This window comes from Salinimicrobium flavum, from assembly GCF_042684505.1.
GTDB lineage: Bacteria > Bacteroidota > Bacteroidia > Flavobacteriales > Flavobacteriaceae > Salinimicrobium > Salinimicrobium flavum.
Genome location: NZ_JBHULT010000006.1, coordinates 261988 through 275188, shown reverse-complemented (window position 1 = coordinate 275188; position 13201 = coordinate 261988). Strand labels below are relative to the sequence as shown.

The 13201-nt window shown below is 41.9% G+C and carries 11 protein-coding genes; 8 read left to right on the top strand and 3 right to left on the bottom strand.

Annotated elements, in window-relative coordinates; translation table 11 throughout:
- Nucleotides 1-25 precede the first annotated feature (25 nt).
- The 4 genes from ACFSTG_RS04585 to ACFSTG_RS04570 all read left to right on the top strand — a co-directional run bounded on the left by ACFSTG_RS04585 (nt 26) and on the right by ACFSTG_RS04570 (nt 5606).
- On the top strand, nt 26-1603 hold the full coding sequence (locus ACFSTG_RS04585; protein ID WP_380748914.1) for a DUF4270 domain-containing protein: 1578 nt from the start codon (nt 26-28) through the stop codon (nt 1601-1603).
- Between the two features lie 3 nt (nt 1604-1606).
- Nucleotides 1607-3460, top strand: a complete 1854-nt coding sequence (gene glmS, locus ACFSTG_RS04580; protein WP_380748912.1) for a glutamine--fructose-6-phosphate transaminase (isomerizing) — start codon at nt 1607-1609, stop codon at nt 3458-3460.
- Between the two features lie 256 nt (nt 3461-3716).
- Nucleotides 3717-5228, top strand: coding sequence for a F0F1 ATP synthase subunit beta (atpD, locus tag ACFSTG_RS04575; protein WP_380748910.1), 1512 nt, complete (start codon nt 3717-3719; stop codon nt 5226-5228).
- A gap of 87 nt (nt 5229-5315) precedes the next feature.
- Nucleotides 5316-5606 (top strand): FoF1 ATP synthase subunit delta/epsilon, encoded by a 291-nt coding sequence (locus ACFSTG_RS04570; protein WP_380748908.1) that lies wholly within the window; start codon nt 5316-5318, stop codon nt 5604-5606.
- A 101-nt stretch (nt 5607-5707) separates the two neighbouring features.
- On the opposite strand, the gene ACFSTG_RS04565 is transcribed toward ACFSTG_RS04570, so the two are convergent.
- The 3 genes from ACFSTG_RS04565 to ACFSTG_RS04555 form a co-directional block, all read right to left on the bottom strand.
- Entirely contained in the window at nt 5708-5920 is a 213-nt protein-coding gene (locus ACFSTG_RS04565) for a helix-turn-helix domain-containing protein (RefSeq protein ID WP_380748906.1), read from the bottom strand.
- A gap of 2 nt (nt 5921-5922) precedes the next feature.
- The gene (locus ACFSTG_RS04560) at nt 5923-6438 is read right to left on the bottom strand and encodes a DUF2975 domain-containing protein (RefSeq protein WP_380748905.1); all 516 of its coding nucleotides are present in this window, start codon (nt 6436-6438) and stop codon (nt 5923-5925) included.
- A 75-nt stretch (nt 6439-6513) separates the two neighbouring features.
- Nucleotides 6514-8286: a M61 family metallopeptidase gene (locus ACFSTG_RS04555; RefSeq protein ID WP_380748903.1), complete on the bottom strand. Its 1773-nt coding sequence runs from the start codon at nt 8284-8286 to the stop codon at nt 6514-6516.
- Between the two features lie 288 nt (nt 8287-8574).
- Here ACFSTG_RS04555 and ACFSTG_RS04550 point away from each other — a divergent pair, with 288 nt between their 5' ends.
- From ACFSTG_RS04550 to ACFSTG_RS04535, 4 genes are read left to right on the top strand one after another with little or no spacing between them, the layout of a single operon-like run.
- A complete protein-coding gene (locus ACFSTG_RS04550; RefSeq protein WP_380750795.1) occupies nt 8575-10893 on the top strand; it encodes a putative monovalent cation/H+ antiporter subunit A in 2319 nt (772 codons plus the stop codon).
- Nucleotides 10894-10910: 17 nt separating this feature from the next.
- On the top strand, nt 10911-11324 hold the full coding sequence (locus ACFSTG_RS04545) for a Na+/H+ antiporter subunit B (protein ID WP_380748902.1): 414 nt from the start codon (nt 10911-10913) through the stop codon (nt 11322-11324).
- Nucleotides 11325-11327: 3 nt separating this feature from the next.
- Nucleotides 11328-11681, top strand: a complete 354-nt coding sequence (locus ACFSTG_RS04540) for a Na+/H+ antiporter subunit C (RefSeq protein ID WP_380748901.1) — start codon at nt 11328-11330, stop codon at nt 11679-11681.
- The gene (locus tag ACFSTG_RS04535; protein ID WP_380748900.1) at nt 11678-13189 is read left to right on the top strand and encodes a proton-conducting transporter transmembrane domain-containing protein; all 1512 of its coding nucleotides are present in this window, start codon (nt 11678-11680) and stop codon (nt 13187-13189) included. The genes ACFSTG_RS04540 and ACFSTG_RS04535 overlap by 4 nt, the downstream gene beginning before the upstream one ends.
- Nucleotides 13190-13201 lie beyond the last annotated feature (12 nt).

Sequence of the window (13201 nt, the reverse complement as noted above, 5' to 3'; positions counted from 1 at the left end):
TCAGATAATTCAAGAAAATAACCGAATGAATATAAAGAACACTATGTTGAAGATAACAACAGTTATTGCTGTTGTTTTTTCTTTTTTAGCATGCGAAGATGATTTTGAGACCATTGGAGGCAGCGTAATTGGGGAACCGGGTTTTAATGCAGACCTGTATGATGAAGCAGAGGTCTCTGCCACTACCTATAAATTGCCGCCGGTGCAAACCAATAACTTACCTGCAAACCTGTTAGGTGTATTTAATGATCCCGTTTTTGGAAAGCAAACAGCGAATATCCTTTCTCAGGTATCATTGTCTTTACCTGATCCGGATTTTGGTACTGAGCCGGTTCTGGACAGTGTGGTGTTACGCATTCCTTATTTTTCAAGAGAAGTGGAAACCGAGGATAATGAAACTACTGTTTACGCTCTGGATTCCATTTATGGGAATTCTCCCATAAAGCTGAGCATACAGGAGACTATTTTTTTCCTGAACGCTTTTGATCCTGAAACCAATTTTCAGCAGGCCCAGAAATATTATTCAAATCTGGGAGACCAGATCCAGAATAATCTTACTTCCGGTGTGTTATACGAAAACAACAGTTTTTTACCCTCTTCTGAGGGGATTGTTGAATATATAACTAATGCTGAAGGAGAGGCAGATACTTTGAATCTTCCCCCGGCATTGAAAATTCAGCTCTCTAAGCAATTTTTTCAGACAAAAATTTTGGATAAAGCAGGGTCTGCGGAACTATCCAGTGTAAATAATTTCAGGAATTATTTCAGAAGTATTTACATCAACGCCGAACAGGTGGGTGATGATGGAGTAATGATGTTGCTTAACTTTAACGAAGGGGCAGGGATCACCCTTTACTACACCTCAAAAAAACCTGATGTTGGTGATGAGGATGAAGATGAGGATACAGAAGAATTGGTTGAGGTTCAAAGTCAGTACAGGCTCCCATTGGGCCCGGCAAAAGTCAATACTTTTGAACAGGACGTTCCCGATTTCAGTAATGAAGAAAATCTTTTCTTAAAAGGAGGAGAGGGATCAATGGCTATCATAGATCTTTTTAGCGGTCCCGATTCTGATGGTGATGGTGTTTCTGATGAGTTAGAGGCATTGAGGGAAAACAACTGGCTTATAAATGAGGCCAACCTGGAGTTCTTTGTGAACCGTGACCATACTGCTAATTTAGCTGAGCCTGAGAGGCTTTATATTTATGACATTAATAATAATGTCTTCCTGAAAGATTATAGGCTTGATATGCCGGGGCAGGTGAATGAGATGACATCAACTTCAAACAACCGTCACCTGGCACCGCTTACCAGAACCGAAGACGGCAGAGGGGTAAGTTATAAGATAAGGGTGACCGATCATATAAACAATATTTTGAATAAAGATTCCACCAACGTCCGCCTGGGACTGGTGGTTTCCCAGAACGTTAATTTAGTTACTAATTCAGCGGTACTTCAATCCGGTAATGGAGAGGCAGAAGTAACACGTGTACCTTCCAATTCGGTGATCACACCGGAAGCTACCGTGCTCTACGGCCCTGAAGCAGAGGATGAGGAAAAGCGACTGAAGTTAAAGATTTATTATACAGAACCAAAGAATTAAGCTATGTGTGGAATTGTTGGATACATTGGCTATAGGGAAGCTTATCCTATAGTTTTGAAGGGCCTGAAAAGGTTAGAGTACAGGGGTTATGACAGTGCTGGAATCGCATTGTTTAACGATGAAGATAAAGAACTTAAGATATCGAAGACAAAAGGAAAGGTTGCAGACCTTCAGGCAAGACTTGAAAATGAAATAGATACTTCCGGTACCCTGGGACTTGGGCACACCAGGTGGGCTACCCACGGGGTGCCAAATGATGTGAACTCACACCCTCATGTTTCCAATTCAGGAAACCTTGTGATCATTCACAACGGGATCATTGAGAATTATGAAACCCTTAAAAAAGAGCTTACCAGCAGGGGTTATACCTTTACATCAGATACAGATACCGAGGTTCTGGTAAACCTTATTGAAGATGTTATTAAGAAGGAAAAGGTTAAACTTGGAAAAGCGGTACAGATCGCTCTGAATCAAACTGTAGGTGCATATGCGATCGCGGTGTTTGACAAGAATAAACCGAATGAGATCGTGGTTGCGAGACTTGGTAGTCCTCTGGCTATAGGTGTGGGTAAAGAAGAATATTTCATTGCTTCAGATGCTTCTCCTTTCATTGAATTCACCAATAATGCGATCTATCTTGAAGATGGAGAGATGGCTGTGGTAAGACGGGAAAAAGGTGTTAAGGTAAGAAAGATCAAGGATGACTCCCTGGTTGATCCTTATATACAGGAATTGCAGCTTAATCTGGACCAGATCGAAAAGAATGGATTTGACCATTTTATGCTGAAGGAGATCTACGAACAGCCAAGCGCTATTACCGATACTTACAGAGGACGTTTACTGGTTGATGACGGAATAATAAGAATGGCAGGAGTTGATGACAACCTGGAGCGTTTTCTAAACGCAAAACGAATTGTTATTGTTGCCTGCGGAACTTCCTGGCATGCCGGACTGGTCGCTGAATATATCTTTGAGGACCTTGCACGAATTCCGGTGGAGGTGGAATATGCTTCAGAATTCAGGTACAGGAATCCTATCATCAATTCAGATGATGTGGTAATCGCAATTTCCCAAAGTGGGGAAACTGCCGATACTATGGCAGCTATAAAACTGGCAAAAGAAAAAGGAGCTTTCGTGTTTGGAGTGTGTAACGTGGTAGGTTCTTCTATTTCAAGAGAGACCAATGCAGGGGCTTATACCCATGCAGGTCCTGAGATTGGAGTGGCTTCTACAAAAGCATTCACCACCCAGATCACGGTCCTTACACTTATTGCTCTAAAGCTGGCCAAAGCCAAAGGAAGTATTTCAAATACAGATTTTCACATGCATTTGCGTGAACTGGAAACCATCCCTGGCAAAATCGAAATAGCTTTAAATTCAAACGAGCACATTAAAAAAATAGCTTTCAAATATAAGGATGTAAGAAACTGCCTTTACCTGGGAAGAGGTTTTAATTTCCCGGTAGCTCTGGAAGGAGCATTGAAGTTAAAGGAAATCTCTTATATTCATGCGGAAGGTTATCCTGCTGCCGAAATGAAGCACGGACCTATCGCTTTGATCGATGAAGAAATGCCGGTTGTTGTTATCGCCACCCGAAAAGGGCATTACGAGAAGGTGGTTAGTAACATTCAGGAAATAAAGTCCAGACAAGGGAAAATAATCGGGATTGTGACCGAAGGAGACACCAGTGTACGTGATCTTGCAGATTTCGTAATAGAGGTGCCCGATACGATCGAAGCGCTAACTCCCCTGGTGACCACTATACCTTTACAGTTGCTATCCTATCATATTGCAGTAATGCTTGGAAAGAATGTGGACCAGCCAAGGAACCTTGCAAAATCTGTAACGGTAGAATAAATTTATAAACACATTAATATAACAACCCAAAGTCATACGGCTTTGGGTTGTTTCTTTTTACAGGAGACTCTAAAATGTCATTTTAGATCCCGCTTTTTTGAAAAGGTAAAAAAGTTGTTGATTCTCTTATAGGCTTTTATTACAAAAAAACTATCTTTGCAGCCTGAAAAAGCGAATGGCTTTCAGAAGAAATTTTAAAGCTGTTAATGGTTCTTTTTTAAGTATTTATAAAATCAAAACATTAAAGGATTAGATAATGTCTAAAAATACAGGTAAAGTTGCACAAGTTATCGGCCCTGTGGTTGACGTAGCGTTTAACACAGAGAATGCTGAATTACCGAGAATCTTTGATTCTTTGGAGATTACCAGACAGGATGGATCTATATTGGTTCTTGAGGTTCAGTCTCACATTGGAGAAGATACGGTAAGAACCGTTTCCATGGATTCAACCGATGGTCTGAGCAGAGGGGTGGAAGTAGTTGCTACAGGAGCACCTATTCAAATGCCAATTGGAAAAGACGTGTACGGTCGATTATTCAACGTTATTGGGGATGCTATTGACGGTCTTGGGAATTTACCTAAAGCCAACGAAGACGGATTGCCCATTCACCGGGATGCACCAAAATTTGAAGATTTATCTGTATCTACAGAAGTATTATTTACCGGGATCAAGGTAATTGACCTTATTGAGCCTTACGCAAAAGGAGGTAAAATTGGCCTTTTTGGAGGTGCAGGGGTTGGTAAAACCGTATTGATCCAGGAATTGATCAACAACATTGCAAAAGGTCACGGTGGTCTTTCTGTATTCGCAGGAGTAGGGGAAAGAACCCGTGAAGGAAATGACCTTTTGAGAGAGATGCTTGAATCTGGTATTATAAAATACGGAGACGATTTTATGCATTCTATGGAAGAAGGCGGATGGGATCTTCAAAAAGTGGATAAAGCTGCTTTAAGAGACTCTAAAGCTACTTTCGTATTCGGGCAGATGAACGAACCTCCCGGAGCACGTGCCCGTGTTGCGCTATCAGGTCTTACCATTGCTGAATATTTCCGTGACGGAGCAGGTGAAGGCCAGGGGAAAGATGTACTTTTCTTCGTAGATAATATCTTCCGATTCACCCAGGCAGGTTCTGAGGTGTCAGCACTTCTTGGACGTATGCCATCTGCGGTAGGTTACCAGCCAACTTTGGCAACAGAGATGGGTGCGATGCAGGAGCGTATTACTTCTACCAAGAATGGATCTATTACATCTGTACAGGCGGTTTACGTACCTGCAGATGACTTGACAGATCCGGCGCCTGCGACAACTTTCGCCCACCTTGATGCTACAACCGTACTTTCACGTAAGATCGCCGAGCTTGGTATTTATCCTGCGGTAGATCCTCTTGATTCAACTTCCAGGATCCTTACTGCCGATATTCTTGGTGATGATCACTATAACTGTGCGCAAAGAGTAAAAGAGTTACTACAGAGATATAAAGAACTTCAGGATATTATCGCCATCCTTGGTATGGAAGAACTTTCCGAAGAAGATAAACTGGCTGTATCACGTGCAAGACGTGTACAACGTTTCCTTTCTCAGCCTTTCCATGTAGCCGAACAGTTTACAGGACTTAAAGGAGTGTTGGTTGATATTAAAGAAACCATCAAAGGATTCAACATGATCATGGATGGAGAGTTGGATCACCTTCCGGAAGCTGCCTTCAACCTTAAAGGTACCATTGAAGAAGCTATCGAAGCCGGTGAGAAAATGTTAGCTGAAGCTTAAAAATAGTATTGAGTACTGAGTAGTTAGTATTGAGATTTTCTAAACTAACTACTCAATACTCATTACTTAATACTCAATACTAAACATATGTATTTAGAAATAGTTACTCCGGAAGCCGTTCTGCTAAGTGCAGAAGTAGATTCTGTAAGTGTACCGGGAATCCAGGGACAGTTTCAGATGTTGAACAATCACGCTCCCATTGTTTCGGTACTTACAAAAGGAGAGATCAAAGTTTTTACACATTCTCATGCCGTAAGTGCTGATGATCTTTCTACGGAATTCAAAAGAGATGCGACCGACAGTAAGATCCTCATCCTTCCTGTTGCCGGCGGAGTAGTAGAAATGAAGGACAATAAAGTCATCGTTCTGGCCGATTAAGCTGAACAAAATATTTATACTGAAAGCCTGTTGTGAAAGCAACAGGTTTTTTTGTGGACGAAGTTAACAGACCAGTTCTTGGATTAATAACAAGGAGGCCCCTAGACCTGTTCTTTCTGATATTTAAGAATATCCCCCGGTTGACAATCCAGTTCCCGACAAATTGCCTCCAGGGTTGAAAACCGTACAGCTTTAGCTTTTCCTGTTTTAAGGATGGAAAGATTTGCCGTGGTGATCCCTACCTTCTCAGCGAGTTCTGTACTCTTCATTTCTTTTCGAGCCAGTATTACATCCAGATTGATAATGATGGGCATAGCTAAACGGTTAATTCGTTTTCTTCTTTTAAATCTTTTGCATTCCTGAAGATCTTGCTGAGATAAATAAAGAATAAGCCAATTGCCAGAATAAACCAAAATGAACCAAAGGATAATTCCATACCTAAATCAACTCCCACTCTCGATTCAAACAGAATTTTTCCTAAAAAATCAATGAATCCTTTGGCAAGGGTAATGAGTATAATGAGTTGTCCCACCAGATTTAAAGTCGTGATCTGGAAACTGGTGTATAATTTTCCTTTTAAAAAGTTCCTTATCAGTTTCCTCAGAATATAAACCGTATATAATATCAATCCTCCAATTACTAATTCTGCTGAAATGAGGAATATAGTAGGGGGAGTAATTTCCGTAAGTATATTTCCATTTATGGTAATAGGATAAAGACTCTCTCCATGACTAAGTGTGATTATAAAAATAACAAGAGCACTAAAAAATGTCAGGGCAAGAAGTATAAAGCAGATATCCAGAATAGTTTTTAAAAGAACCGGTTGTTTCATTTGTTATCGTTTTTCAATACCAAATATAGGCAAATTATCGATAAACAATAATTTGTTTAATTTTGAACCTTGAACCTATTTTGCTTCCAACCATTCTTTTCTCGCCTTCACAGCCTTTTTCCCGGCATTATCATCAATAGAAATGGTATAAGCCGGATCTTTCTCCAGCTTTACAGATCTTTTCATGTTTTTCCCAAAGCGTTCGATCTCCAAATTCAGGATGTCACCTGCTTTATGCTTCGCAAATTCATCTTCCCAGGAGTCATCAGAATCTAAATTGGTCCCATTTACTGAAATTATCTTGTCGCCCTCAGCTAGTCTGGCTTTATAAGCAGGAGTGTTCTTCCGGGGATTTCCGGTGATAACAAATCCTTCTTCAGTCTTACGAACTGTGGCTCCAAAAAAAGGATTTTCAGAGGTTCTTTCTATTTTTATACCTACCGTTTTGAAAAGCCCTTCATAATCTGGCATTTTGCTGTCATAGATATATTTGGAAAAATACTCCCTGGCAAAATCCTTTCCTGCATATTGTGCAAGGCTTGAATCAAGGCTTTGCAGTGTATATGGCTTTTCCTGTTTTCCGTATTCCTTCCATATTAGCTTCATGAAATCATCCAGATTTTGCCCTTTTTGACGCAGCTGTAAATCGAGAGCCAGTCCCAGCATGCTTCCGTAGGAATAATAGGATATAAAGGTGTTTTCCCGGTTAACCGGATCTACCGATGTGGCGGCATCTACAAAAGGTGCCTGGTAGCTCATTTCTATAGGGTTGAAATATTCGCGGCCGGGAGAGTTCCACACATAGTTAAAAGTGCCGTTAAGACCTTCTGCATAAGCTTCAGAAGTGATGATCCCGCCGCGTACGAGGGTGAGGGGCGTGTAGTAGCTGGTAAAGCCTTCAGCAAACCAAAGTAATCCGCTCATATTGGCTTCAGTAAAATCAAAAGGCTTCAGGTCCTGCGGACGAATGCGTTCTACATTCCAGGCGTGAAAGAATTCATGGGCAACTGTTCCTATATTTCTTTCCATTCCGCCTTCACCGAGCGGCCTGCTGCTGGTGAGGATTGTACTGTTGCGGTGTTCCATTCCGTCTCCGGAAGCATGAGGAAGATAACAGGCTATGAAAATATATTCTCCAAAATCAAATTTTGGAAGTTCCCCGTAAACAGCTTTTTGCTGTCCTACAATACTTTTTACCTTTTCGAAATACTCGTCAAATTCCTCTTTTGTAGTGGGACCATGTAATGAAAAATTTATGGTTTGCCCGTCCAGTTCAAATTCCCTTAGCTCATGGTCGCTCACCTCTGTAGGACTGTCCATGAAGTAATATAGATTTGGTGCCGAATAGGTGTTACCATGCTCATGTTTCAGCTGGGTGGCTACTCGCCATTTAGGAAATTGTCTGGTATCAAAAGTGACCTCTACCGGACGATCCTGTAGAGTTTCAGCATACATAAAAGTAGCCGGAATATTGAGATGGGCATGCGATTCATCGATTTGCGAATATGTGCCGTCAGCCCGATTTGCGAAAAGGGTATATTCAAGGTTAACCGTGCCATCATGACCTGCGATTTCCCACGAATAGGGATCGGGCCTGCTGATCTCCAGGGTATCTCCCTTGCCGCTGGTGGCCGTCACCCCGTAAACATTCTTCGCAAATTCATGCAAGGCATAGCGACCGGGGGAAGTACGGCTCATCCTGACACTAAGCTTATCGGAGTCCAGATCAGGAAAAGTAACCCGGATGTTCGCCTCGTGATGTACCGCATCCTCAAATGAGATATTGTAGGTATTGATTTGACTGAAACCTAAAAAAGGGACTAGAAGCAAAATAAACAGGATTCGCATTTTAAATAATTTTAGGCCGGTAAAATAGAAAAATATAACAAGCCTGTCCATCTTCCGAAAGAAATTTCGCTTTAAGGTTTATATCTGGAAAAACCCGATAAATTCTCTTCTGCAGCAGGACAAGACTTGAGTAGCTTCTATTATTTTAGTTAAATTCTTTAGCACCAAATAAATCGTTTTATTCTCTATATAAGAATAAATAAAGCTGATTGCTAAAAACAAAGGGTGAGTTTAAAACCTCATTTTTTCCTGCTATATTTGCATTTAACCGAATTTTTGAAGTTCCCTATGCTGGCAGCTATACTTTCAGGATTTATCTTTTCTCTCCTATTGGTCTTCGTTGGGAAATTTATAAAAGGTAAACTTGCGATACTTTCTGCCGTTGTTCCTCTTGGATTATTCATCTATTTTTTATCCTTTATAGGTCAAATTTCTGAAGGAAATGTGATTACCCGTAGCTACGAATGGGTACCTTCCTTTGGTCTCAACCTCAATTTCACCCTTGACGGGTTATCCCTTTTGTTCGCTCTGTTGATCACCGGGATAGGATTTCTGGTTTTTGCCTATACCGCAGCCTACCTGAAAGGACATGAATATCTCGACCGGTTTTACGGCTACCTGGGAATGTTCATGGGTGCCATGTTAGGTCTGGTCTTAAGTGACAACCTGCTTTCGATGTTCGTATTCTGGGAGTTAACGAGTATAAGTTCTTTTTTTCTAATTGGGTTCAACAACACCAGTAAGGCATCAAGAAAGTCTGCCATACTCGCTCTTGCCATTACAGGTTCCGGTGGTTTCTTATTACTGGCGGGGTCACTGCTGCTGGGAAGTGTTGCCGGTACTTACAGCATTTCTGAAATGGTAGGTATGAGCGATGTTCTCGTGGGAAGCGAATATTATATATGGATCGTATTGTTCATTTTTGGGGCAGCTTTCACAAAATCTGCCCAATTTCCTTTCCATTTCTGGCTGCCGGGTGCGATGAAAGCACCCACTCCTGTTTCTACCTACCTGCATTCTGCAACTATGGTGAAAGCCGGAATTTATCTTTTATTACGATTTACTCCGGTTCTGGGAGATCAAACATTCTGGAATACCACTCTAATAATTATTGGAGGGATCACTATGTTCTATGCGGCAGTACATACTTTGTTCAGGACAGATCTTAAAGGGATCCTGGCCTACTCTACTATTTCCGTGCTGGGACTCCTGGTGTTTCTCATTGGTTTAGGTACCCAATATGCCCTTACCGCCGCTGCTGTTTATATATTAGTACATGCCCTTTATAAAGCAACCCTTTTCCTGATAACCGGTATTATAGACCACGAAACAGGTACCCGGAATGTTACTCTCCTTTCAGGACTGCGGAAGGTGATGCTCCCTGTTGCGATTGCTGGTTTTCTTGCAGCCATCTCCAGTGCAGGAATGCCCCCTACAATAGGTTTTGTGGGGAAGGATCTCGTTTATGAATCAACTCTTGGGATGGGGGACTGGTCAATAGTTCTTACTATTCTTGCCATTGCTACTAATGTCTTGTTGCTGTATGCAGGATTTCTGGCCGGAATTAAACCCTTTACAGGAAAATTACCGGAAGACTATTCCCAGGTACAATTACCCAGTTTTCTTATGTGGATGCCGCCGGTGATCCTTGCTGTTCTGGGTATTCTCATAGGGATTTATCCGGCTTTTATAGATGCTCCGCTGGTGCGTCCCGTCCTGGATTCCGTGGGCATGAACGGGCAGGAAGTCTATTTAAAGTTATGGCACGGCTTTAATCTTGTACTGGCCTTGAGCGCGATAACGCTGGCATTGGGTATTGCCCTCTATTTCTTCCTAAAACCTTCCGAAGAAAGAGAGTCAAAAGCTGAAAGATTCGAAGGTATTGCACCTAAAAATCTCGCGTTGAAATTTGGTTCGGGAGTTTGGCATTTCTCAAACATGTGGACAAGGATCTTCCAGAACGGTTTTTTAAGAAACTATGTTTCGACCATTGTCCTGTTCCTGGTGGTATTGGTAGGTTATTCACTGTTCTCCGGGAAAAGTGGTTTTCCATTAGATCTTTCGTCATTTTCAAGAATGACCTACTATGAAATGATCATAATGGGAATAATGTTCCTTTCGGTACTCTTTGTGGTAGGGGCACGTTCACGTTTAACAGCTGTGGTGGCAATGGGGGTTGTAGGCTATGCGATTTGTTTGATGTTCGTGATCTACAGTGCACCAGATCTTGCAATGACCCAGTTTTCTATTGATACCCTCACTGTTATTCTGTTTGTACTGGTGCTTTCGAGTCTTCCAAAATATTTATCTATTTCAGATTACAAGATGAAGGTCATTGACGGCATTCTTTCCCTTTCTTTTGGTTTGTTGATAACCCTTATCGCCCTTGAGGTACTCCATCAACCGGTCAACAAGGAGGTAAGTAATTTTTATGCAGATAATGCCTACATCCTGGCGAAAGGTAAGAATGTAGTGAATGTGATCCTGGTAGATTTCAGGGGGGTGGATACTTTGATTGAGATCTCTGTACTTACGGTTGCGGCTTTAGGTGTATTCAGTCTTCTTAAATTAAGGCTTAAGAGGGATGACAGGGAATTAAAAGATTAAAAAGAAAAAGGAACCAGATGAAAACTATAATACTAAGGACCGCCTCGAACTACATGCTCCCGTTGTTGCTGGTATTTTCGGTGTTCATCCTGCTACGGGGCCATTATTTACCTGGCGGAGGATTTGTAGGTGGCCTTATCGCTTCTATCGCCTTCGTACTGCATGCTTTTGCTAATGGCCTGGGCAATACTAAAGACCTTATCAAGATCCATCCCGGCTTCCTGATGCCTGCAGGATTGGGACTGGCTTTTTTAAGTGGAATGGCTCCACTTTTCTTTGCGGGAAAACCCTTTATGACAGGGTTGTGGTATCCCAATTACGTAGAAGTAATAGGAAGTCTGGGGTCGGCCCTTTTCTTTGATATTGGAGTTTATCTCGTTGTGCTGGGAGTAACATTAACCATCATATTTACAATTTCAGAATCAACCTAAACTATGGAAATTCTTCTGGCAATAATGATTGGGACTCTGTATGCAGCAGGTATTTATATGATCCTACGGCGCAGCCTGGTGAAATTGATCATTGGGATCATTCTACTGGGTAACGGGGCTAATCTGCTAATATTCCTGCTAGGTAGGATCACTAAAGGAAGTCCTCCTATAATTCCGGCAGACTCTAAAGTCTTTGTGGAAGCCTTTACAGATCCGCTTCCTCAGGCCTTGATCCTTACCGCAATTGTTATAAGCTTTGGGCTGCAGTCTTTTGCCATTATTCTGGTAAAAAGGGCCCACAAGGTTGTCAAAACAGATGACCTGGATGAAATGAACGCAACAGACGAATTCTCATGACCGAACATTTATTAATGTACCCTATACTTCTTCAAATGTTTCTGGCTATTGTGCTCATGTTCTCCTGGAACAGGATTGGCTGGCAGAAAACCATTAGTATTCTTGGAAATACCCTGAGCCTTGGATTCTCTGTTTGGTTACTTATGGACGTTTGGGACAACGGTACCCAAACCGTACAGTCTGGAAACTGGGCACCCCCTTTCGGGATCAGTTTTGTGGCAGATACCCTGGCAGCTACCCTTGTGCTGCTAACGTCTATTGCGGGTCTTGCAGTTTCGAGTTTTTCATCGGGATCTGTGATCCCTGCCCGTTTAAAATTCGGATTTTTCCCTATTTTTCATTTTTTACTTATGGGCTTGTACGGTGCATTTCTCACCGGTGATATCTTTAACCTTTATGTGTGGTTTGAGATCATCATTATCACTTCTTTCGTTTTATTGACCATAGGAGGAGAAAAAGCCCAGCTCGAAGGAGCTGTTAAATATTTCACCCTCAATATCCTGGCTTCGATCATTTTCCTTACAGCGATTGCTGTTCTGTACGGACTCACCGGGAGCCTTAATATGGCCGATCTTGTTGACAAGGTTGCTGCCGTAGAGAACAGGACGCTGGTACAGGTGAACGCTCTGCTGTTCCTTGTGGGCTTCGGAATAAAATCTGCTGTGTTCCCCCTGTATTTCTGGTTGCCGGCCTCCTACCACACTCCGCCCTCGGCAGTGTCCTCCATTTTCGGTGGGCTGTTGACCAAGGTAGGGGTGTATGCCCTTATAAGGATATTTACCCTTATTTTCGAAGTAGATGGGTTAATAGAGAACGTACTTCTGGTGATAGCAGCTTTGACCTTGTTCAGTGGTGCGATTGGTGCTATCGTTCAGAATAACATTAGAAAAATATTTTCGTACCTGGTAATATGTCATATTGGATATATGATCGCGGGTCTTGGAATGATGACAGAAGTTGCTCTTGCCGGGGCTATTTTCTATCTTATCCATGACATCATTGTAAAGACCAACCTTTTCATGGTAAGCGGGGTAATTTATAAGATAAAGGCAAATCACAATATTAAGAAGCTGGGAGACCTTTATGCAGATTCCCCGAAACTGAGTTTACTGTTCGTGATCCCCTTGTTCTCTTTGGTGGGTATTCCGCCATTGTCAGGGTTCTGGCCTAAATTATCACTTATAAGTGCAGGTTGGGCGACAGAAAATTATTTTCTTATTGCCAGCATTCTCTTTGCCAGTTTCATTACCCTGTTCGTGATTGTAAAATTATGGGGTGAGGTTTTTTGGAAGAGTGGCGAAAAATTGCCCGAACTGCGAAATTTTCCTTATTTTAAAAAGCTAAAGCCTGTACAGAAGATGCAAATGATATTGCCAATCGTAATGCTGGCTTTTGTAAGCTTATACATTGGGTTTGGAGCCGAAAATATTCAGCAGTTGGCTTCCCGGATCGCCTTTGAACTAATGGATAATCAGGAGTACGTTGAAGCAGTTCTAAAGCGATCATAAAATAACAGGAAG